Source organism: Pseudomonas kitaguniensis, from assembly GCF_049199985.1.
In the GTDB taxonomy this organism is placed as follows: Bacteria; Pseudomonadota; Gammaproteobacteria; order Pseudomonadales; family Pseudomonadaceae; genus Aquipseudomonas; species Aquipseudomonas kitaguniensis.
In genome coordinates this window covers 57,007-78,815 of record NZ_JBLZPT010000003.1, presented here as the reverse complement: position 1 = coordinate 78,815, position 21,809 = coordinate 57,007, and the positions used below count along the sequence as shown (strand labels likewise).

Annotated in this window: 16 protein-coding genes; 2 read left to right on the top strand and 14 right to left on the bottom strand. The window is 60.5% G+C overall.

Annotation, left to right across the window (positions count from 1 at the left end):
- Nucleotides 1-109: 109 nt before the first annotated feature.
- From astE to ACOZK9_RS05735, 7 genes are all read right to left on the bottom strand, one after another.
- Nucleotides 110-1,114 carry a succinylglutamate desuccinylase gene (gene astE / locus ACOZK9_RS05765; protein WP_058415106.1) on the bottom strand — a complete coding sequence of 335 codons (1,005 nt, stop codon included), beginning with the start codon at nucleotides 1,112-1,114 and terminating at the stop codon, nucleotides 110-112.
- An 11-nt stretch (nucleotides 1,115-1,125) separates the two neighbouring features.
- The gene (locus ACOZK9_RS05760) at nucleotides 1,126-1,416 is read right to left on the bottom strand and encodes a hypothetical protein (RefSeq protein ID WP_058415107.1); all 291 of its coding nucleotides are present in this window, start codon (nucleotides 1,414-1,416) and stop codon (nucleotides 1,126-1,128) included.
- 37 nt (nucleotides 1,417-1,453) lie between these two features.
- Entirely contained in the window at nucleotides 1,454-2,800 is a 1,347-nt protein-coding gene (gene astB, locus ACOZK9_RS05755) for an N-succinylarginine dihydrolase (protein ID WP_421555439.1), read from the bottom strand.
- Nucleotides 2,801-2,878: 78 nt separating this feature from the next.
- Nucleotides 2,879-4,345, bottom strand: coding sequence for a succinylglutamate-semialdehyde dehydrogenase (astD, locus tag ACOZK9_RS05750; RefSeq protein ID WP_421555438.1), 1,467 nt, complete (start codon nucleotides 4,343-4,345; stop codon nucleotides 2,879-2,881).
- Nucleotides 4,345-5,370 (bottom strand): arginine N-succinyltransferase, encoded by a 1,026-nt coding sequence (gene astA / locus ACOZK9_RS05745; RefSeq protein WP_058415110.1) that lies wholly within the window; start codon nucleotides 5,368-5,370, stop codon nucleotides 4,345-4,347. The genes astD and astA overlap by 1 nt, the downstream gene beginning before the upstream one ends.
- Before the next feature lie 51 nt (nucleotides 5,371-5,421).
- Nucleotides 5,422-6,441 (bottom strand): arginine/ornithine succinyltransferase subunit alpha, encoded by a 1,020-nt coding sequence (gene aruF / locus ACOZK9_RS05740; RefSeq protein WP_058415111.1) that lies wholly within the window; start codon nucleotides 6,439-6,441, stop codon nucleotides 5,422-5,424.
- Between the two features lie 199 nt (nucleotides 6,442-6,640).
- Nucleotides 6,641-7,861, bottom strand: coding sequence for an aspartate aminotransferase family protein (locus ACOZK9_RS05735; RefSeq protein ID WP_099236229.1), 1,221 nt, complete (start codon nucleotides 7,859-7,861; stop codon nucleotides 6,641-6,643).
- 303 nt (nucleotides 7,862-8,164) lie between these two features.
- Between ACOZK9_RS05735 and ACOZK9_RS05730 the strand changes: the two genes are divergently transcribed.
- On the top strand, nucleotides 8,165-13,216 hold the full coding sequence (locus ACOZK9_RS05730; protein WP_421555437.1) for a dermonecrotic toxin domain-containing protein: 5,052 nt from the start codon (nucleotides 8,165-8,167) through the stop codon (nucleotides 13,214-13,216).
- Here the strand turns inward: ACOZK9_RS05730 and argR are convergent, their stop codons facing one another.
- The 7 genes from argR to acs form a co-directional block, all read right to left on the bottom strand.
- Nucleotides 13,217-14,197 (bottom strand): transcriptional regulator ArgR, encoded by a 981-nt coding sequence (argR, locus tag ACOZK9_RS05725; RefSeq protein WP_058415114.1) that lies wholly within the window; start codon nucleotides 14,195-14,197, stop codon nucleotides 13,217-13,219.
- Nucleotides 14,198-14,324: 127 nt separating this feature from the next.
- Entirely contained in the window at nucleotides 14,325-15,089 is a 765-nt protein-coding gene (locus ACOZK9_RS05720) for an ABC transporter ATP-binding protein (protein ID WP_058415115.1), read from the bottom strand.
- 27 nt (nucleotides 15,090-15,116) lie between these two features.
- A complete protein-coding gene (locus tag ACOZK9_RS05715; protein ID WP_152750629.1) occupies nucleotides 15,117-16,229 on the bottom strand; it encodes a succinylglutamate desuccinylase/aspartoacylase family protein in 1,113 nt (370 codons plus the stop codon).
- Between the two features lies 1 nt (nucleotide 16,230).
- Nucleotides 16,231-16,929: an ABC transporter permease gene (locus tag ACOZK9_RS05710; RefSeq protein WP_421555436.1), complete on the bottom strand. Its 699-nt coding sequence runs from the start codon at nucleotides 16,927-16,929 to the stop codon at nucleotides 16,231-16,233.
- A complete protein-coding gene (locus ACOZK9_RS05705) occupies nucleotides 16,926-17,615 on the bottom strand; it encodes an ABC transporter permease (protein ID WP_058415118.1) in 690 nt (229 codons plus the stop codon). Before ACOZK9_RS05705 ends, ACOZK9_RS05710 begins: the two co-directional genes overlap by 4 nt.
- Nucleotides 17,616-17,706: 91 nt before the next feature.
- Entirely contained in the window at nucleotides 17,707-18,492 is a 786-nt protein-coding gene (locus tag ACOZK9_RS05700) for an ABC transporter substrate-binding protein (RefSeq protein ID WP_058415119.1), read from the bottom strand.
- Between the two features lie 595 nt (nucleotides 18,493-19,087).
- Nucleotides 19,088-21,043 carry an acetate--CoA ligase gene (acs, locus tag ACOZK9_RS05695; RefSeq protein WP_058415120.1) on the bottom strand — a complete coding sequence of 652 codons (1,956 nt, stop codon included), beginning with the start codon at nucleotides 21,041-21,043 and terminating at the stop codon, nucleotides 19,088-19,090.
- Nucleotides 21,044-21,441: 398 nt separating this feature from the next.
- Here acs and ACOZK9_RS05690 point away from each other — a divergent pair, with 398 nt between their 5' ends.
- Nucleotides 21,442-21,711: a DUF2790 domain-containing protein gene (locus tag ACOZK9_RS05690; protein WP_058415121.1), complete on the top strand. Its 270-nt coding sequence runs from the start codon at nucleotides 21,442-21,444 to the stop codon at nucleotides 21,709-21,711.
- Nucleotides 21,712-21,809: the final 98 nt, after the last annotated feature.

The following is a 21,809-nucleotide window of genomic DNA, read 5'->3' as shown; positions in this document are numbered from 1 at the left end:
TTGTTTGTTTTTTTTTTTTTTTTATATAAAAAACACCCCCCCCCCCCCCCCCCCCCCCCCCCCCCCCCCCCCCCCCCCCCCACAGTTGTATCCGCTGAGGCCTTGAGGTTTACGCTAGCCCGGCGTCGGTGGTGGGCACGATCAATATGCCCGCGCGCAGGCCATTCTTCACCTTCGGGTTGGGGAAGATAATACGTGCGCCCTCCTCCTCGATCACCCAGCGGGTTTTGGCCACGTCTTCGGCCAGCAAGTAGCCCTTCTCCAACTCCGAAAAGTTTTCCACATCCGCTGGCAGGTGCAGCAAGAACGCATCGCTGTGCTTGATCACTTCGCGTGACACCGCAAAAAGCTGCAGGCCATCGAGGCTGTCGGTCACAGGCTCCGTGCCTTCGATGATGTGCTTGAGGCGGGTTTCCAGGCGCGACACGTCCACGCCCTGGTTATGCCCGAACGGCCGCGCCTTGCCCAATTCCAGGGTGAAGGACTCGGCGTCGAGTTGCTCGTAGGTGAACGCGGTGAAGGTGATAGAAGGCTTATTCTGCAGCAGCACCGCTTGCATGCCGGCGGCGCACAGGCGGGCGAGTTCGTGGCGCGAATGCTGGCGCCCGTCTTTCCATGGGTACAGCGCAAACTGCTCGATCTTCGAGCCGCGAATGGCCGTGTGCAGGTCGTAATGCAGGCGCGAGCGGTCGGGCACGCTGAAGAAGCTGCGCGCCAGTTGCTCAAGCTCGGCGGCGCGCATCGCTTCGGGGCCGATATTTTGTTCATGACGGCCGTTGAACAGCCGGTTGACGTCCAGTTCCAGGTAACGCTCACCGCGGCGCATGGCCTCGGGGTTGCCGAACAGGAACAGAATACGCGTGCGCGGTTTGAGCTCCCCACGCGCGATGCCATGCAACAGGCGGTCGAGCAGTTCGATCGGCGCGGTTTCGTTGCCATGGATGCCACACGACAACAGCACGTCGCAGCCGTTGTCCTGTGCCAGCGGCGGGCGCACCTCAAGTGCGCCCTCGCTGAGCCAGCGCATCTGCACGCCGTCGACAGTCAGTTGAATTTTTTGCGCCGGTTCACGACCGGCGAGGGTCAGTTCAAGCAGTTTGCCGAGGGCGAGCATAAGCAGCTTCCTTAGTGGTTGCAGCCTGGGCCGTGGACGTGGTCGTCGTCATCACCTTCGACGTCGGCCGGTTCCATTTCCAGTTGCAGGCTCATCAAGTTAGTGGCCAATGGGCGCATCAGCAGGTTGGCGTACTCGGCGTCGCCTTCTTCTACGTCCACGCCGATCAACAGTTGGCCGCGGCCATCGTGCTGAATCCAGATTTCCTTGCCCTGCCAGACCACTGCGACGCGGGTGCAGGAGGTTTCCAGCTGGGTGCCGTCGGTGTCTTCAAGAATCAGTTTCAGGGTGTCGATGGTCATAAATAGTTCTCAGCCATGGGGTGTAAAAGAGGTGGCGTTAATTGATCTGGAAAGGATACACCGAGCCCAGTTTAAGGATTTGCGTCAGTTCATCCAATGCCGTCCGGCACTCAAGCAGCAATTGCGGGTCAGCCAGGTCGGTTTCACGCAGGCTGTCGCGGTAGTGCTTGTCGACCCATTGGGTCAGCGTGTCAAACAACGGCGCGGTCATGATAACGCCTGGGTTCACCGCCGCCAGTTCCGTTTCGTTCAAGGCCACGCGCAAACGCAGGCACGCCGGGCCGCCGCCGTTTTGCATGCTTTGCTTGAGGTCGAACACCTTCACCTCGCGGATCAGCCCACCGGCGGCGGTCAAGCCTTGCAGGTACTGCCAGACGCGTGCGTTGGCGCGGCACTCTTCCGGCACGATCAGCAGCATCGAGCCGTCAGCGCGCGTCAGCAACTGGCTATTGAACAGATAGGAACGCACCGCGTCCTCGACGCTGACCAGCGCGCGCGGCACGCACACCGACTGGAAGTTAGCGCCCACTGCGCCCAACTTGCCCTGCAACTCGGCGAGCATCTGCTCGGTATTGAGGAACGCGTCCTCGTGATAGAACAGCACCTCGCCGTTGCCCACCGCGATCACGTCGTTGTGGAACACGCCAGCATCGATCACCGCCGGGTTCTGCTGGGCGTAGACCACGCCAGTGTCGGCAAGCCCGTGCAGGCGCGCGACGGCCTGCGACGCTTCAAGGGTCTGGCGCGCGGGGTACTTTTGCGGCGCCGGGTAACGGGTGTCAAAGGCACTGCGGCCGAACACGAAGAACTCGACGCCCGCCTCGCCATAGTCACGGCAGAAACGCGTGTGGTTGGCCGCGCCTTCATCGCCGAACTGCGCCACCGCCGGCAACGCGGCGTGGTGGGCGAAGTGTTTGCTGTCGGCAAACATCGCCCCCAGCACACGGCTGGTGGTCGGGTGTTCGATGCTGCGGTGGTATTTGCAATTGAGGTTGGCGGCGGTGAAATGCACGCGGCCATCCGCCGTATCGGCGCTGGGGCTGACGGTGGCGGCGTTGGCCACCCACATGCTCGACGCCGAGCAACTGGCGACCAGCAAAGGCATGGCGTGTTTGGCCGCTTGCTGGATGACGTGCGCGTCGCTGCCGCTGAAACCGAGGTTGCGCAAGGCGGCGACGTCAGGACGTTCCTGCGGCGCCAACACGCCTTGCACAAAGCCCATGTCCATCAGGGCTTTCATTTTTTGCAGGCCTTGCAACGCCGCTTCCTTCGGGTTGGAGGACTGCTGGCTGTTGCTCTGGGACGCGACGTTGCCGTAGGACAAGCCACCGTAGTTATGGGTCGGCCCCACTAGACCGTCAAAATTGACTTCACAGGATTTCATCGGCGAGGCTCCACGAACATCTGTTTTTATAGGCATCTAGTGCAGATCTTTAGCTGTAAATCCGATCAACTGTCACCTTCAGGCCAGCGTAATGCCGGGGGTCAGCGTGGCGGGGACCACCAGACTCGGGGTCTCCAAAGACGCCACCGGGTACGCGCAATAATCGGCCGCGTAATACGCACTGGCGCGGTGGTTGCCCGAGGCGCCTACGCCACCAAACGGTGCGGTACTGGCGGCGCCGGTAAGCTGCTTGTTCCAGTTAACGATGCCGGCGCGGCTTTCCAACCAGAACTGCTGATAGCGCGCTTCGGAATCCGACAACAAGCCAGCGGCCAGGCCGTACTGGGTGTTGTTGGCCTCGGCAATCGCTGCGGCAAAATCGGCGTAGCGAACCACTTGCAGCAACGGGCCAAACAGCTCTTCGTCTTCGCGCTCGGTTACACCGGTCACGTCGATGATGCCCGGTGTCAGCAACGCGGCCTGAGCCTGCGGCTGGGTCATTTCGAGCAACGCCACGGCGCCATTCGCCAACATCAGTTGCTGGGCGTCCATCAAGGCTTTCGCGGCGCCAAGGGAAATCACCGAGCCCATGAACGGTGGCGGTTGCTGGTCGAACGCACCGACTTCAATCGTCGCGCTGACCGCCACCAGGCGCACCAGCAAGGCATCGCCCCACGCGCCTTGCGGCACCAGCAAACGCCGGGCACAGGTGCAACGCTGGCCGGCGGAAATAAACGCCGACTGAATAATGGTGTAAACCGCCGCGTCCACATCGGCCACTTCGTCGACCACCAACGGGTTATTGCCGCCCATTTCCAGGGCCAGGATCTTGTCCGGGCGCCCCGAAAACTGTTGGTGCAGGTGGTTGCCGGTGCGGCTAGAACCGGTGAAGAACAGGCCGTCGATGCCTGGGTTGGCCGCCAACGCGATACCGGTTTCGCGCCCGCCTTGCAGCAGGTTCAACACGCCTGCCGGCAAACCCGCTTCGACCCAACATTGCACGGTCAGCTCGGCGACTTTAGGCGTCAACTCGCTCGGCTTGAACAGCACGGTGTTGCCCGCGAGCAACGCCGGGACGATATGCCCGTTGGGCAAATGGCCAGGGAAGTTATACGGGCCAAACACCGCCACCACGCCGTGGGGTTTGTGACGCAACACGGCGGTGGCGTCGCCCAGCGGGCCGCTCTTTTCGCCGGTGCGTTCGCGGTAGCTTTGCACCGAGATCGCGATTTTGTTGGCCATGCTGGTGACTTCGGTGGCCGATTCCCACAGCGGCTTGCCGGTTTCTTCGCCGATGCAGCGGGCGATTTCATCGGCGCGGCTTTTCAGCGTAGCGGCGAAGGCTTCCAACACGCCGATGCGCTCTTCAAGCGGGCGCCGTGCCCACTCGGCAAAGGCCTGGCGTGCGGCCTGCACGGCGGACTCAACCTGTTCGGCGCTGGCGCCATTGCCGCTCCACAGCACGTGCTGGGTGACCGGGTTACGCGATTCAAACAGTTCGCCTTGGCCTGCCAGCCAGGCACCTGCGACATACAACGAATTCATTATTTCGACTCCCGAGCAGCAGACAACGGTACCGCACGCACTTGATCACCGACCACCAGTTGCAGGCGCTTGGCGGTCTGCGGATCGACCACCAACGTGCCTGCCGCCAGACGGGCCGGCGCGGCGGTGATGCGGCACTCTTCCCGCTTGCGGTTATGGATCAGGAACGGCGTGGCGTCGTCCCCCGGTGTGCCGATCGCCAACACCAGCGATTGGCTGTCGCGCACGGCGCGAATTTTGGCGGTTTCACATTCCACCGCCGGGCCGGCGTCAAAAATGTCGACATAGCCCTGGTAGCTGAACCCTTCGCTCTTGAGCATGCTCAGCGCAGGCTCGGTGTCCGGGTGCACCTTGCCGATCACGTTGCGCGCGTCTTCGGAGAGGAAGCAGCTGTACAGCGGAAACTTCGGCATCAGCTCGGCAATAAACGCCTTGTTGCCCACGCCGGTGAGGTAATCCGCCTGGCTGAATTCCATCTTGAAAAAGTGCCGACCGAGGCTTTCCCAAAATGGCGAACGCCCGGCGTCATTCGACACACCGCGCATCTCGGCAATGATCTTATTGCCGAACAACTGCGGGAACTCGGCGATAAACAACATGCGCGCCTTGGCCAGCATGCGGCCGTTGAGGCCGTTGCGGTAATCGGCGTGCAGGAACAACGAGCACAATTCGGAATTGCCGGTGAGGTCGTTGGCCAGAAACAGCGTCGGAATCTCGCGGTAAATGTTCAACTCCTGAGAGGCGCTGACCGTCAGGCCGACCCGGAAGTTGTACCAAGGCTCGCGCAGGCCGACGGCACCGGCGATGGCGGAAATACCCACCACGCGGCCTTCGTCGTTTTCGAGCACAAACAGGTAGTCGGCATCGCCACGCCCGGCGTCGCCGCGAAAGGTTTTTTCGGCCCAGCCAACCCGATGGGTCAGGCGCTCTTCGTTGGCCGGCAAGGTGGTGAGGCCGGTGCCGGTGCTGCGCGCCAGATCAATCAGGGCCGGTAAATCGCTGCTGCGTACGGGACGAACGATCATGCTATCTCCTCAGACAAGCCGCCCGCGTGGGCCACTCGCGAAACTCTGTGTTTAAACGGCAACCAGACGCACGCTGGCACCTTCGCCGACGCCCAAGGCTTCGGCGGTTGCCAGGTCGAGGATCACCGGTTTGCCTGGCGCGTAGTCCAGGTCAAGCATCACCGCACGGTAGTCCTGCAACTGCGCATTGCTCACCAGGTACTGGCGGCCAACACCCTTGACCATCTCGCCGATCTTCACCGGCACTACGCGGCTTTGGGCGATTGAGCGAATACCCGAAACCCGCGCGTGCAGCGTCGGGCCACCGTCGAAGATGTCGATGTAATGGTCGGTCTCAAACCCTTCGCGCATCAGAATGTCGAAGGTGATTTGCGCACGCGGGTGCACCTGGCCCATGGCTTCCTGGGCGGCGTCCGGCAGCAACGGCACGTAGATCGGGTAATGCGGCATCAGCTCGGCAAGAAAGGTGCGGCTTTTCAGCCCGCACAGGCGTTCGGCGGCGGCGTAGTTGAGGTCGAAGAAGTTGCGGCCGATGGCGTCCCAGAACGGCGAGTCACCGTTCTCGTCGCTGTAGCCCACAATCTCGGTCACCACCGAATCGGCGAAGCGCTCCGGGTGGCTGGCGACGAACAACAGGCGGCCACGCGAATTGAGTTCCGACCACGGCGAACCGACCAGCGCAGGCATCACGTAGAAACTGGTGAGCAGGCTGTTGCCGGTGAGGTCGTGGCACTGCGAAAGCACGTGAATCTTGTTATGAATTTTCAGCTCGCGAGAGGCGTGCACAAAGGTTTCGTTACGAAAACTGTAGAACGGCTCCGAGTAACCCGCCGACGCGACGATGGCCGAGCAGCCTGCGAGCTTGCCGGTTTCGGTGTCTTCGAGTACGAAGAAATAGCTTTCTTCACCGTTGAAACTGACCTCGGCGGCGAAAGACGCTTCGCTGGCGGCGATCTTGTCGCTCAGGCGTTCTACATCATCCGGCAAGGAAGTGACACCAATCGGGCTGTCCGCAGCCAGACGCTGTACCTCGCCCAGATCAGCCATTTGCGCGGGGCGCATCACCAGCATGGTGTCACTCCTTAACTCGAAAAATCATAGGGGGAAAATACCGGGAAGATCAGGAACAACACCTACTCCACAGTGGGAGTATTCCAATGTTGGAATATTGCAATGTGGGAGGGGGCTTGCTCCCGATAGCAGTTTGTCATGTGATAAATCAGGTGACTGATTCACCGCTATCGGGAGCAAGCCCCCTCCTACATTTGAATCAAGCTTGCGTCAGGGTTTTCACTGCACGCTCAAAACGGTCCAGGCCTTCGTTGATGTCCGCTTCTTCCACCACCAGGCTCGGCGCAAAACGCACCACGTCCGGGCCGGCTTGCAGGATCATCAGGTTTTCTTTTTCGGCCGCGTTGAACACGTCCTTGGCTCGGCCTTTGAAGGCGTCGCTCAACACGCAACCGATCAACAAACCCAAACCGCGCACTTCGGTGAAGATGCCGTATTGCTCGCCGATCTGCTGCAGGCGCGCCTTGAACAGCGCGTGCTTGGCGTTCACCCCGGCCAACACGTCAGGCGTGTTGATCACGTCGATTACCGCTTCGGCCACCGCACAGGCCAGCGGGTTGCCGCCGTACGTGGTGCCGTGGGTGCCGACCACCAAATGCTTGGCCAGCGCTTCGGTAGTCAGCATCGCCGCGATCGGGAAACCGCCGCCCAGGCTCTTGGCGCTGCTGAGGATGTCCGGCGTCACGCCGTAGTGCTGGTAGGCGAACAGGTGGCCGCTGCGGCCCATGCCGGTTTGCACTTCGTCAAACACCAGCAACGCATTGTTCGCATCACACAGTTCGCGGGCGCCTTGCAGGTAAGCCAGTTCGGCTGGCAGCACGCCGCCTTCGCCCTGGATCGGTTCCAGCACCACCGCGCAGGTCTTGTCGGACACGGCCGCTTTCAACGCGTCCAGGTCGTTATAAGGAACGTGGGTGATGCCGGTGATTTTAGGCCCAAAACCATCGGAGTACTTCGACTGGCCACCGACGTTAACGGTAAACAGCGTGCGGCCGTGGAAGCTGTTGAGCGCGGCGATGATCTCGTACTTCTCGGTTCCGAAACGGTCGAACGCCACGCGACGGGCCAGCTTGAACGCGGCCTCGTTGGCTTCGGCGCCGGAGTTGCAGAAGAACACGCGCTCGGCAAAGGTGGCGTCGATCAGCTTGTGCGCCAGGCGCAGGGCCGGCTCATTGGTGAACACGTTGGAAACATGCCAAAGCTTGTTGGCTTGCTCGGTCAATGCACCGACCAGCGCCGGGTGGGCGTGGCCCAATACGTTAACCGCGATGCCGCCGGCAAAGTCGATCAGCTCGCGACCCGCCTGGTCCCATACGCGTGAACCCGCGCCACGCACAGGGATGAAGGCGGCAGGTGCGTAGTTGGGAACCATGACCTGGTCGAAATCGGCACGTTGCACCGGGGCTTGCTCAACGGACATCGGAGTCTCCTGAAGAGGAACGCCTGCCTGATACTGGCGGGCGATGCAGGGATTGTAAGGACAGTTTTCAGCGCGGCCTTGCCGCCAAGCGACAACTTCTTATAGCGCCAACCCCGGTTTTACGCGGGTTTACGGCAATGCGACATATTGCGTCGCAATGGCGCAGTGTAAACCAGCGGCGGGGTTTTCGGCACAACGCGCCGGATCAGATCAACCCGTGCCAATTGCGCTAACCCGTTAGCACCCACCGTTGCCGCACGCCGATTTACTGGAGCGCTTTAATCACGCTCAAGGATTGGCAACATGCCTGACTCTGCAGAACAAACGCCGCGCACCACCCTCTCGACTCAGCCCGACAACCATTACGCGCAGTTAAAAGACGCGATGCCGCGCTGGCTCGGCGAAACCTCCTCGCGCCGCCGCCAAACACTCGGCCAAAGCACCGCGCGCCTGCCTCAAGCATTGCGCGACGCCAGCGCCAACAGCCAAAGCGAGTTCAAGCGCCTGGCGATTGCCCACTGGAACGCGCAAAACAAAGTCGAACAGGCGCTTGCCGGTGTGCTGGACGCCCAGGCGTTTGCCGAACCGATCCTTACCCTCGCCCTGAAAACAAAGTACGGCCTGGACCTGGATGTCAAAAACACCTTCTTGCGGCTTTACATCCCGCTAAAAATTCCCGGCTTTGCGCTCCGTTCGGGCGCCAGCCGCACCTGGACCGTGTCACTGCTGGACGCCGCCCTGCACAACTTCGAACACAAGGAAACGTTGGCGGACGCCTATGAAAGGGTGTCGACTTTCGTGACGCGCCCCGACGCCAGAGGGCTCTTCGATACCTTACCGGCCACCAAGCGTGTGCTCTCGATTGAGGCCTTTACCCAGTTGTGCCGCGACCTCGATATCGGCGCGCAGTATGAAAGCTACTTGCAGGAGCAACTGGGCATGACCGAACCGGTCGCCGAGGCGGTCTTGCAACACAAAGTCGAACGCAGCCACAAAGCCGAGTTGCACACCGCGCTGCACTGGGCCTTGCTCAAGGGCGACCTGCAACCAGACTATTACCGACTGCTCCAGGGCCTGGTCGACAGCGTGGCCGGCGCCGGCGTGCGCCTGGCAGGCCAGACACTCCGTTACCACGACCTGAGCCTGATGGGCGTGGACCTGCCCGGCATCATCGTGTTTGCGCCTGACCTTGAGCAAACACGCGCTGCGGTGCGTATCGTGGCCTATGTACCCGGCGACCCCGAGCACCCGATCAAGGAGTACGCCTCTGCGCAGGCGATGCACAAAGAACTGGTGCGCCAGTTGCGCAGTGACGACTACCAACGCTTTTTCAGCCGTTTTGTGGCGCATGAACAACGCGGGCATTTTTTCGCCAACCTCAGCCAGTTGCTCGGCAGCATTACCTGGCACCCCTTCGTGCCGGGCAGCAACCTGCCGAGCTGGCGCGAAACACCCACGGACAATCCAAGGGTGCGTTTTGTGGCAACCCCGGGCAGTCGCAACCTGTGGCGCCATCAGTACCAGCGCCAACTCAACCAGATCCTCAATGACGGCCGCACCAGCGCCGTCGCCACGGCCACCGTGGACCGCGCGGCGCGTTGGGCGTTGTGGGATTCGTTCGTCAATGTGGCGTCGGCAATCCTGCAAGCCGCCGCTTTTGTCATCGCGCCGTTCGTGCCCTTTGCCGGGGAATTGATGCTCGGTTATATGGCCTATCAATTGCTGGATGAGGTGTTCGAAGGGATCATCGACTGGAGCGAAGGCCTGGGCGGCGAGGCGGTCGAACACCTGCTGGGTGCGGTGCAAGCCTTGGTTCAACTGGGTGGTTTCGCCGTGGGCAGCAAGATTGCCGTCGCCGAATTTCGCAAGGTGCTGCCCCAAAGCGTGATCGACTTCATTGACCGCTTCAAACCGGTACAACTTGCCAATGGCCGTACGCTCTACTGGAAACCCGACCTTGCGGCCTACGAACAGCCGGTCAGCGTGCCAGCAGGTACGTACCGCGACCCGTCAGGCCTGTTCAAGCATCAGCGCCAAAACCTGTTGCCGCTGGACGACAAATTCTACGCCGTGGAAGAAGCCCCGGCCGCCAATACCCTGCTCATCCAGCACCCGACGCGTGCCGACGCTTATCGGCCGAGCGTGCAGCACAACGGCCAAGGCGCCTGGCACACAGAACTGGAGCGCCCATTGCAATGGGGCCCAAAAACCCTGTTACAGCGCCTGGGGCACAGCGTGGAAGGTATCAGCGACGCTGATCAGGCGCTGGCGCTGAGCATCAGCGGCGTTGACGAAAGCGCACTGCGCAAAATGCACGTTAACAGCCACACGCCTCCCGCCCTGCTGATGGATACCCTGGACCGCCTGCGGGTCGACCGGGACATTCAAACCTTGATCGACCGGCTGCGCAGCGATGACCCGGCAGCCTATGCGCAAGTGGACCCACAGGCGAATGTGCAACTACTGACCACTTATGGTTACTGGCCGGAAACACGCCGCCTGCAATTTATCGACGCCCAAGGCAAGGCGGCCTGGGCCTTTGGCGACACCCAACTGCCTGCTATCGAGATACCCGAAAGCCAGTTGAATAACGGTGATTTGCTCAAGGCGATACTCACCCAGTTGCCGGCGCCAGAGGCTGCCAGTGCATTTGGCGCAACGGTCGGTGATTTGCGCCTGAGCCTGGACGTACGCACCGGCCATCTGCGCAAGAAACTCGCGGCGATTGCCGAAGACAAGCGCGCGTCCTTGTTTGAATCACACTATGCAAATCGGCAGGCAACGCGTAACCCACGGGCGCAGCGCCTGATGGACGCAGCCCCTGGCCTGCCCGCCTGCGTTGCGGAAAAACTGCTGGAGCAGGTCACGGCCGAAGAACTGCAAGCGCTGGATAACCAAAACACACCTCAGCGCCTCAGCCTGCTGGCGCGCAACGCGTTCGAAGAAGTACGCCTGAGCAGGGCCTATGAAGGCTTGTACTTCGGCGCCCAGACGCTGGACTCACAGCGCCTGGCGCTGCACTCGCTGCCCGCACTGCCCGGCTGGTCTGCCCAAGTGCGCCTCGAACTTCGCGACTACAGCGCCACCGGCAGCCTGCGCGACCAGATCGGCGCCGCCGATGCGCCGATTGTGCGAACCTTGGTGCGTAGCGAAACCGGCCAATACACCCCGTACGACGAGCGCGGTTCGCTGACCGCCGCCACCGATTTTTATTCGGCCATCCTCAGCGCACTGCCCGACAGCCAGCGCCAAGCTATTCAGTTGAACGTGGATCAAGGCCCGCGCCTGCGCCAGCACATTCGGCAACAGGCCATAGCGCGCAATCGCTTGCGCGAAATACTCAGCACAGACCCGCTGCGCAAACCAACTTACGACCCCGAAACCATGAAACTGTTGGGCGGCATGGACGGCTACCAGGCGCAGGCTGCCTATGGTGACGGGCCGCCGCCGCTGACTGCGCAGTTACGCGAGCTGTTCCCGAGCCTGGCGGACGCGCAAATACAGCTGCTGCTCGAACACATGCAAACGCGGCCGGAAGGTGCCGCCAATCAACTTGCGCTCCTGCGTGAGCAACGGCAGATATTGCATCAGAATTTGCTCACCTGGCAGGCCGACATTGCGCCTATCGACCCCGACACCCAGCTGGCAATGACCGCCGGGCGACGCTTTTACGAGCAACAATCGCGCAGGTTGGTGGCAGAACAGATTGAGCAGTGCTGGCGCCGGGAAACCGACAAGGACGAGTATTTCGCCAACCCCGCCCGCAACGGTCATACGCTGAGGCTCTATGCGCCGGGGTTAGCCGACCTGCCGGAGCTGGGCGTCGCCTTGAACCATGTTTCACTGCTATCGCTGATAAGCGGCGGGCGCATGCGCGGCGTCGAGCATTTTTTACTCAGGTTCCCCAAACTGCGTCATCTGGAGCTCAGGTCGATACCGCTGGCAGACTTGCCGCCACAACTGAGCGGCATGCGCACGCTGAACAGCCTGACCCTGAGTGATTGCAACATTACCCTCACTGCGCAAAGCCATTCCCGATTAAGCGCAATGAGCAACTTGCATTCGCTCGACCTGCACAGCAACCCGCTGGGGCTGGTACCCGATGTGCGGGGCATGCCCGAGCTGATTTATCTGGATTTGTCGGCCACCGGCATCGACCACCTGCCGGACGGCCTGGTACAGCGCCCAATAGTGCAGGCAGCCCTGCTGAGCGACAATCAAATCAGCGCACTGCCCCAGACCCTGTTCAGCGTGACGCCCGACATCGCCAGGCAATTTAACCTTTCGGGCAACCCGTTGAGGCTGCCGGCACTGGAACAGATCAAGGCCTACTGCCAGGCCCATGGCGAGCATTTCAACGCCCAAGCCCCGAGCGTGGAACGCTCCAGGGTCAGGATTCTGTACCCGACCTACCTGGAATCCGAAGCTGACCGCTTTCTCTTCAGCCTGCCCGGCAACATGGCCGCGGTCGCCCCGACGTTGACGCGCATTGAAGCCGAATACGCCCAACTGGTCACCGACTTGCAACACTGGGCGCTGAACGTACCCGATCGCCATCCGATTCTTGACACCCCACTGGATGAACAGGCAGCCGCCCAGGAACAACTCGCACGCCTGCACATCAAGACCGTACTTGAAGAGGCCTGGCGCCGCGAAAGCGAGGAGGATGAAGAAAGCCTGAGCGATGAATTCACCCATTCAGTGACCCTGCAAACATCAGCCTTGGGCCCGCTGCCGGAACTGAGCGCAACGTTCGAGCATGTCTCCAGCCTCGAAATTAACGGAGGCGGCACCACTGGCAATGTCGATGGCACAGTGCGCTGCTTTGGCAAACTGGAAACACTGACACTCAGCAGCTGCGTGCTGGGGACGCTGCCGACCACCCTGCCGCGCTTGGCGAGGCTCACCACCCTGAGCATCGAGGAGTGCAGCATCACCTTGACTGCGCCGGACATCAACATGCTCGGCGACATGACCAAGCTTGAGTACCTGAGCCTGACCGATAACCCACTGAGCCGGGCGCCGAACGTCAGCAACCTGTCGCAACTGACCGCGCTGCACTTGCGCAACACCGGTATCAGCGAGGTGCCCCACGGCGTATTCAGCCTCCCATATCTGGAAACGATCGACCTGAGTAACAATCTGATTCGCGAAATCCCGGCCGATTTACTCGAATCGACCACAGCCTATAACCACGATTGCGATCTCAGCGCCAACCCCTTGTCGCCACGCAGCCTGAACCATCTCAGGCAACACTACGTGCGCACCGGCATTGATTTTCAAGTAGATGCCGCCACCGTGGATGAGCAAGGCGCGCAATTGGTGATCGTAGGCCCTACACCGATGGAGGAATGATCAACCGCGCTCGGACGGCACTGACGACAATTCGAACGGGCTGCTGCTGCGCCGCTGGTTGCGGTCTTCGCGCGGGGTGGCGCCAAAGAAGTTGCGGTAGGCGCTGGAGAAATGCGGCCCCGAGGAGAAGCCACACGACAGGCCGATCTGAATGATCGACTTGCTGGTTTGCATGAGCATCTGGCGCGCCTTGTTCAGGCGCAGTTCCAGGTAGTACTGGCTGGGGACGCGATTGAGGTACTGCTTGAAGATGCGCTCCAGTTGTCGTCGCGACACGCACACGTGCTGGGCGATTTCGTCGGTGGTCAGCGGCTCTTCGATGTTGGCTTCCATCAGCAAAACGGCTTGGGTCAGCTTCGGGTGGCTGGAGCCCAGGCGGTTTTGCAGCGGAATACGCTGGCGTTCGCCGCCTTCGCGGATGCGCTCCACCACCAGCTCTTCGGACACCGCGCCAGCGAGTTCGGCGCCGTGGTCGCGGGCCAGCACAGCCAACAGCAAATCGAGCACCGACATGCCGCCGCAGGCGGTCAGGCGGTCCCGGTCCCAGTCGAACAAGTGGCTGGTGGCGATAACCTTGGGGAAACGCTCGGCAAAGTCATCCTGCCAGCGCCAGTGCACAGCGGCGCGGTAGCCGTCGAGCAGGCCAAGCTGGGCCAACGGGTACACACCGGCCGACAAACCGCCGATCACGCAGCCTGCGCGAACCTGCTGCTTGAGCGCACTGCTGAGTTGCGAAGCGATGGCGGTGGGCGGTTCGTCGGCCAGCAAAAACAGCTTCTGGAAGCCTTCAAGCTTGCCCGCCCAAGGCTCACCCGGCAATTGCCAGGCGCCTTCGGTGGCAGGCTCGGCGAGCAGAAACGACAACTCGTAAACCACCTCCGGGTGCACGCGCTGAGCAACACGCAAGGCCTCCTCAGCCAGCGCAAGCGTCAGTGCTTTTGTGCTGGGCCAAATCAGGAAACCAATTCGATGGGCGGTCATGGAGGGCTATCCGAAGCGAGAAACAGTAATGAAGACAAAGGCCAATGCTAGCCGGTAAACCAACACAAATCTCAAAAACCCTGAAGAACCACTGTGGGAGGCGAGGCTTGCTGCCTCCCACATTTACTTATTTCAGGCTGCCGGAGAGGAACTGCTGAAGGCGCTCCGATTGCGGATTAACCAGCACTTCGCGCGGGTTGCCACGTTCTTCGACGATGCCTTTGTGCAGGAACACCAACTGGTTAGACACTTCACGCGCAAAGCCCATTTCGTGGGTGACCACTACCATCGTGCGGCCTTCCTGTGCCAGGTCCTGCATGACTTTTAGCACGTCGCCGACCAGCTCCGGGTCAAGCGCCGAGGTCGGTTCATCGAACAGCATCACCTCGGGCTCCATCGCCAGCGCGCGGGCGATCGCTACGCGTTGCTGCTCGCCGCCGGACATGTGCCCGGGGAAGGCTTCCTTGCGATGGCCTACGCCGACTTTGGCCAAGTAATGCTCGGCCTTTTCGCGCGCGTCTTTTTTCGACATGCCCAGCACGTGCACCGGCGCTTCCATCACGTTTTCAAGCGCAGTCATGTGCGACCACAGGTTGAAATGCTGGAACACCATCGACAAGCGCGAACGCATGCGTTGCAGTTGCTTGGGGTCGGCAGCGCGCATGGCGCCGTCTTTATTGGCGACCAGTTTGAGCTCTTCGTTGTTGAGCAGAATCTTGCCGGCGTGCGGCTGTTCGAGCAGGTTGATGCAACGCAAAAAGGTACTTTTGCCCGAACCACTGGAACCGATGATGCTGATCACATCACCGGCCGCGGCGGCCAGGGATACACCTTTGAGCACTTCATGACTGCCATAGCGTTTATGCAGGTCTTGGACTTCAAGCTTGTACATGCGGTCGGTTCTCACAAAAACAGGTGGTCAGTCGTTGAGCAAGCGCCCGTGCCGCAGCGCTTCGCGCCCCGCCACCTTGGCCAGCCAGAAACCCGCTTGGGCATAACGTAGCCGTTCAACGGCAAACAACACCCCGGACGTGCCCGCACACACAATGCTGACGCGGTCGTCCAAGGGATCAATCACTTCAAAAATCGGCTCACCGCTGTCGACCCAATCGCCAGCCTTGCGCAGGTAGCTGATCACACCGGCATGCGGCGCAAACAGCAACTCGGTGCCTTCGAACGGCAGGCCTTCACACGGTTCGTGCTGCGCGGCGGGCCATTGGCCTTTGATCAGGCCTTGCTCGGCGAGGAACGCGAGAATGCCTTCGGCGTGGAAAACCGCCTCGTCACGGCCGGTGTCGGCCTGGCCGCCCAACTCCAACGTCGTCGCCAGGCACGCCAGCGGAACCTGCGCGTCGGGGAATGCCCGCGACAGGCGCAACCACGGCAGCGAGCAGGCTTCATCGAACGAGCTGCCGCCGGAATCTTCCGCGAGCAAGCCAACCTTCACATTCAAATGCGCCGACAGCGAACGCCACTGCGGCCAATGCTGGGGCAGCGCGTACATGTGCAGCGCGGCTTCGGCGTCGCAATGCAGGTCGAGCACGATGTCGGCGCTGCACGCATGGCTCAGCAGCACGCGCTGCATGCCTTGCAACTGGCTGCCCGGTTCGGGCAGTGCGGCGAGTGCATCGCCCATCGCCTGGCGGATCATGCGCACGTTAGCGTGCGGGTCATCGCCCAGCTTGCCCTGCAGCAACTCGGCCACCGGCGCGCTCAATTCAACGAAATCGCGGTTGAAATTCTTGCCGCTGCCGACCTCGAAACGCCCCTGATGGCTGCCTTGCAACAGTTGGCCGAGGCCCATCGGGTTGGCCACCGGCACCAGCTCGATCACGCCATTCAGGGCGCCTTGCTGTTCGAGTTCGGTGAGGCGCTTTTTCAGCTCCCACGCGGCGCGCATACCGGGCAATTCATCGGCGTGCAGGCTGGCCTGGATATACGCCTTGCGCTCGCCGCTGCCGAAACGAAACACGCTCAGTTGGCGCTCGCAGCCCAGGTGACCCCAGGGCAACAGGTGATCGATACGTTGCATATCAGTGCTTCCTTGGAGCCAGGTAGCTCAGCCAGCGGCGCTCGGCCAACTTGAACAGGCGCACCAGGATAAAGGTCAGGCACAAGTAGAACGCGCCAGCGGTGATAAAGGCTTCGAACGGCAGGTAAAACTGCGCGTTCACCGTGCGCGCGGCACCGGTGATGTCGATCAGCGTGACGATGGACGCAAGGCTGGTGGTCTGCAGCATCATGATCACTTCGTTGCTGTACTGCGGCAACGCGCGGCGCAGCGCCGACGGCAGCAAAATGCGCCGGTAGAGTTTATAGCGCGACATGCCCATGGCCTTGGCCGCCTCGATCTCGCCATTCGGCGTGGCCTTGAGGCTACCGGCGATGATTTCGGCGGTGTAGGCGCTGGTGTTGATCGAAAAGGCCAGGCACGCGCAGAAGGTCGCGCTGGACAGCAGCGGCCACAGAAAGCTTTCGCGTACCGCCTCAAATTGCGCCAGGCCGTAGTAGATCAAAAACAACTGCACCAGCATCGGCGTGCCACGAATCACGTAGGTGAACAGCCACGCCGCGCCGTTGACGAGCGGCTGCTTGGACACGCGCATCAAGCCCAGGGGCAAGGCCGCGAGCAAGCCGAAGAACAGCGAGATAGCCAGCAATTTCAGGGTGGTCAACATGCCGCCGACGTAAAGCGGCAGCGCGTCCCAGATGACGTTGTAGTCGAAGATCATAGATCAGCCGCCCTTACGCCTACCGAGTAGCGCTTCTCAAGGTAACGCAGGGCCAGCAACGACACGCTGGTGATCACCAGGTACATCGCCGCCACTGCGAGGAAGAAGGTAAAAGGCTCACGGGTGGCATCTGCCGCCTGCTTGGCCTTGAACATCATGTCTTGCAGGCCCACCACGGAAATCAGCGCAGTGGCCTTGGTGAGTACCAGCCAGTTGTTGGTGAAACCAGGGATAGCCAGCCGGATCATCTGCGGCACCATCACCCGGAAGAACACCTGAAAACTGCTCATGCCATACGCAAGGCCGGCCTCAGCCTGGCCCTTGGGAATGGCCATGAAGGCGCCACGGAAAGTTTCCGACAGGTAGGCGCCAAAGATGAAACCCAGGGTGCCGATACCGGCGGCCAAGGGGCTCAAGTCAATATAGTCATCATGGCCGAGCATCGGCGCGACGCTGTTAAGCAGGTTTTGACCGCCGTAAAAAATCAGCAGGATCAGCACCAGGTCAGGGATCCCGCGGATCACCGTAGAGTACAAGTCACCCAGCCAGGCCAACCAGCGCACCGGCGACAGGCGTAACGCGACCCCGATCAGCCCCAGAACAATGGCCAGCGCCATGGAGGACAAGGCGAGCTGAAGCGTCAACCATGCGCCATCGAGGATGACGGCCCCGTAGCCTTTCAACATGATTCAGGTCCTCGAAAAGGCGGATGAAAAAATGGCGCAAACCTCAGGAATTCTGTTGCTTGCGCCATTCTGCACAGACAGCTGCGACGGTTTACTGAGCTTCAGGCCCGTAAATATCGAAGTTGAAGTACTTTTTCTCGATTTCTTTGTACTTGCCGTTGGCACGGATCGCGGCGATAGCAGCGTTGATGCGGTCCAGGTTTTCTTTGTCGCCTTTGCGTACGGCAATGCCTACGCCGTCGCCGAAGTACTTGACGTCGGTGAACGCCGGGCCGCTGAACGCGTAGCCTTTACCGGCTGGCGTATCGAGGAAACCTTCCTGCAACAGGGTGGCGTCTGCCACGGTGCCGTCGAGGCGACCGGCTTCCACGTCCAGGTAGATTTCGTTCTGCGAACCGTAAGGCACCACTGTCACGCCTTTAGGCGCCAGCACTTCCTTGGCGAAACGATCGTGGATCGAACCGCGCTGCACACCGATTTTCTTGCCTTTGAGTTCGTCCAGGCTGTCGCTGACCGTCGTGCCTTCCTTCAACACCAGGCGCGCCGGGGTGAGGTAGTAGCGGTTGGTGAAGTCCACGGACTTCTTGCGGTCTTCGGTGATGGACATGGACGACAGGATCGCGTCGATCTTGCGTACTTTCAGCGCCGGGATCAGGCCATCGAATTCTTGCTCGACCCACGTGCACTTGACCTTCATCTGTTCGCACAAGGCGTTGCCGATGTCGTAGTCAAAACCCACGATGCTGCCATCCGGCGCCTTCGAGGCAAACGGAGGGTAAGCCGCTTCGATACCAATTTTCAGAGGCTTTTCATCAGCGAAGGCCTGCATGGACAGTACGGACAGCGCCAGGGCGCCCAACAGCACAAGTTTCTTCATCTTGGGACTCCATCGGTAGGGCAAAAAGCAGTATGAGCGGTGGCCCACGATGCGACTTAAGTAAAACCCAATAGCGGCGCTACGTCCCAACCCCGGTTCAACATTGGAGACGGCGAGCGAGTGATCGGCATTCTAACGACAGGCCGGAAGCCGATATTTCCTCAATGCGACAACTATTTACAGAAGCACCGAGAAAGCGGCTCAAGCACATTGACAGTCCCTGAATTTTATGCAGAGACAAAAGATATTAAACCTGTTGATGCTGCAAATTACGCGCCTATTATTCGCAAACCCTTCTGGCACGGCAAGCATGGCGGCTAATCTTATTTTCAGGTGTGTCTAAAACGCGGCTTTTCGGGATGAAAACGTAGCGCTTTGCCTCATGTTTGAGCGACGGGTTACACATTTGCACCGCTCGGTTACATTTAGAAATTTCCTACGGCAAAAACCGATATTTATTGGCCTTCAAGATGATCGTTCCCACTGTGGGAGGGGGCTTGCTCCCTCCCACAGTTGATCTCCAGCGCTTTTTCAGGGGGCACAAAAAAGCCCCATCCGGCTTACACCGCATGGGGCTTTGTCACACCCGCCCGCCTTACACGGCGTTCATGCTCTTGTGGGTCTCAATCAAATGCGCCACCACACCTGGGTCCGCCAGCGTGGAAATATCGCCCAGCCCGTCATACTCCGCCGTGGCAATCTTGCGCAAAATGCGCCGCATGATTTTCCCCGAGCGCGTCTTGGGCAGCCCCGGCGCCCACTGAATCACATCCGGCGAGGCAATCGGCCCGATCTCTTTGCGCACCCAGTTTTTCAGTTCCAGGCGCAGCGCCTCGTTCGGCTCCTCGCCATTTTTCAGCGTGACATACACATAGATGCCCTGCCCTTTAATGTCATGCGGCACACCCACCACCGCCGCTTCCGCGACTTTCGGGTGCGCAACCATGGCGCTTTCAATCTCGGCAGTACCCATGCGGTGGCCCGACACGTTCAACACGTCGTCGACGCGCCCGGTGATCCAGTAATAACCGTCCTCGTCACGCCGCGCACCGTCGCCGGTGAAATACATGCCACGGAAGGTCTTGAAGTACGTGTCGACGAACCGGTCATGGTCGCCGTACAGCGTACGCGCCTGGCCCGGCCACGAATCCAGAATCACCAAATTGCCCTCGGCCACGCCCTCAATCAGGTTACCGAGGTTATCCACCAGCGCCGGCACCACACCGAAGAATGGGCGTGCTGCCGAACCCGGCTTCAGCGCATGCGCGCCCGGCAGCGCGCTCATCATGTTGCCGCCGGTTTCGGTCTGCCACCACGTATCAACAATCGGGCAACGCGATTGACCGACGTTCTTGTAGTACCAATCCCACGCTTCCGGGTTGATCGGCTCACCCACCGAGCCGAGCAAACGCAAGCTGCTGCCATCGGCGCCTTCAACCGCCGCTTTGCCGGACGCCATCATGGCGCGGATCGCGGTCGGCGCGGTGTACAGAATATTGACCTTGTGCTTGTCGACGATTTTCGCCACCCGCGTGATGTCCGGGTAGTTCGGCACGCCCTCGAACAGCAAGGTGGTCGCGCCATTCGCCAGCGGCCCGTAGACAATATAGGTGTGGCCGGTGACCCAGCCGACGTCGGCGGTGCACCAGTAAATTTCGCCTGGGCGGTAGTCGAACACGCGCTCGTGGGTCAACGCTGCGTACAGCAAATAGCCGCCAGTGGTGTGCTGCACGCCCTTCGGCTTGCCGGTGGAACCGGAGGTATACAGGATAAACAGCGCTTCTTCGGCGCCCATCTCTTTGGGCGCACACACGGTGCCCGCCACTTTCATCAGGTCTTCGTACCAGATGTCGCGATGCTGGTTCCACTTGATCGCGCCATTGGTGCGCTTGCACACGATGACTTTTTGAATGCTGCTGGTTTCCGGGTTGGTCAGCGCGTCGTCGACGTTGGCCTTCAGAGGAATTTTCTTACCGGCACGAATGCCTTCGTCGGCAGTGATCACCACCTTCGACTTACAGTCGATGATGCGACCGGCCAGGGCTTCCGGCGAAAAACCGCCGAACACCACCGAATGAATCGCACCGATGCGGGTACACGCCAGCATGGCGACCACGGCTTCGGGGATCATCGGCATATAGATAGTCACCACGTCGCCGCGGTGCACATCCTGGCCGCGCAGGGCGTTGGCGAACTTGCAGACTTGTTCATGCAATTCGCGGTAAGTGATGGTGCGGCTCTCGGCAGGGTCGTCGCCCTCCCAGATGATCGCCGCCTGGTCGCCACGCTCGGCGAGGTGACGGTCCAGGCAGTTGTAGGAAACGTTCAGGGTGCCATCGGCGAACCATTTGATGTCGACGTGGTGGTCATCGAAAGAGGTCTGCTTGACCACAGTAAAAGGCTTGACCCAATCAAGGCGCTGAGCTTGCTCACGCCAGAAGCCATCAGGGTTGACCACCGACTGCTGGTACATGGCCTTGTAGGTTGCCTCGTCGGTCAGCGTGTTGGCTGCTACTTCGGGGCGAACGGGGTACAGGGAAGCCGCACTCATCTTTCTTACCTCGGTGACAATCGTTGTTTTTGTAGGCCCTGTTGTAGCCGGGGCTGCTCCATAGAACCATTCGACGATGGTAGTAACAAGCCCCCGCGCATTCCCCTGCACGCCTCGCGCGCGCCTCTGGCCCGCACGCTGTGGCGCTTTGCGCCTTGATGAAAAAAGGTTAACCCCGGTGATTGTTACAAAAACCGCCAACAGTGTTTATCAAAAGCACGGGTATATGAATATAACCCGCAAGCCTAGAATCAACGCCGTCAACACGACACTGTGATTAACAACGTAACAGCCCCCACGAAGGCAACGTTAATCCGAACTTCCCCTTACTTAAGTGACACACGTGGCCTCACAAAGGCCCCGTGACCCCTTTCGCCCTGAAGAAGGTAAATAAACAAATGAAAGCTTTACTCGTAATGGCCCTCAGCAGCGTGTGCGCCACCGCCGCCCTGGCCGATGAAGCCCCGACCGAGCTGGCCAGCCAGAACGCCCCGATTGTTGAAGACTACAGCTACAGCACCCACTTGGACGTTGCCAAAGTAATGTCCATGAGCACGGTTCCCGATGTGTGCAAAGTTGTACCGGTGAAGATGGAATATGAAGACTCACAAGGTCAGCGGCATATTCTTAAGTATCACGTGATGGGCAATGGTTGCTCTAACGGGTAATAACTTAGTGCGTCAGGCTTAACCCTGGATCTTGGTCGCCGCAAGAAATCGTTCTTGCGGCCAAGAGCCGATTTCGGATGTACCGGTTCAAGGGTGCG

Excerpts from the sequence above, each read along its gene's own strand:
- astE (WP_058415106.1), bottom strand. The coding sequence starts at position 1,114 with ATGCTCGCCCTCGGCAAACTGCTTGAACTGACCCTCGCCGGTCGTGAA.
- ACOZK9_RS05760 (WP_058415107.1), bottom strand. The coding sequence starts at position 1,416 with ATGACCATCGACACCCTGAAACTGATTCTTGAAGACACCGACGGCACC.
- astB (WP_421555439.1), bottom strand. The coding sequence starts at position 2,800 with ATGAAATCCTGTGAAGTCAATTTTGACGGTCTAGTGGGGCCGACCCAT.
- astD (WP_421555438.1), bottom strand. The coding sequence starts at position 4,345 with ATGAATTCGTTGTATGTCGCAGGTGCCTGGCTGGCAGGCCAAGGCGAA.
- astA (WP_058415110.1), bottom strand. The coding sequence starts at position 5,370 with ATGATCGTTCGTCCCGTACGCAGCAGCGATTTACCGGCCCTGATTGAT.
- aruF (WP_058415111.1), bottom strand. The coding sequence starts at position 6,441 with ATGCTGGTGATGCGCCCCGCGCAAATGGCTGATCTGGGCGAGGTACAG.
- ACOZK9_RS05735 (WP_099236229.1), bottom strand. The coding sequence starts at position 7,861 with ATGTCCGTTGAGCAAGCCCCGGTGCAACGTGCCGATTTCGACCAGGTC.
- ACOZK9_RS05730 (WP_421555437.1), top strand. The coding sequence starts at position 8,165 with ATGCCTGACTCTGCAGAACAAACGCCGCGCACCACCCTCTCGACTCAG.
- argR (WP_058415114.1), bottom strand. The coding sequence starts at position 14,197 with ATGACCGCCCATCGAATTGGTTTCCTGATTTGGCCCAGCACAAAAGCA.
- ACOZK9_RS05720 (WP_058415115.1), bottom strand. The coding sequence starts at position 15,089 with ATGTACAAGCTTGAAGTCCAAGACCTGCATAAACGCTATGGCAGTCAT.
- ACOZK9_RS05715 (WP_152750629.1), bottom strand. The coding sequence starts at position 16,229 with ATGCAACGTATCGATCACCTGTTGCCCTGGGGTCACCTGGGCTGCGAG.
- ACOZK9_RS05710 (WP_421555436.1), bottom strand. The coding sequence starts at position 16,929 with ATGATCTTCGACTACAACGTCATCTGGGACGCGCTGCCGCTTTACGTC.
- ACOZK9_RS05705 (WP_058415118.1), bottom strand. The coding sequence starts at position 17,615 with ATGTTGAAAGGCTACGGGGCCGTCATCCTCGATGGCGCATGGTTGACG.
- ACOZK9_RS05700 (WP_058415119.1), bottom strand. The coding sequence starts at position 18,492 with ATGAAGAAACTTGTGCTGTTGGGCGCCCTGGCGCTGTCCGTACTGTCC.
- acs (WP_058415120.1), bottom strand. The coding sequence starts at position 21,043 with ATGAGTGCGGCTTCCCTGTACCCCGTTCGCCCCGAAGTAGCAGCCAAC.
- ACOZK9_RS05690 (WP_058415121.1), top strand. The coding sequence starts at position 21,442 with ATGAAAGCTTTACTCGTAATGGCCCTCAGCAGCGTGTGCGCCACCGCC.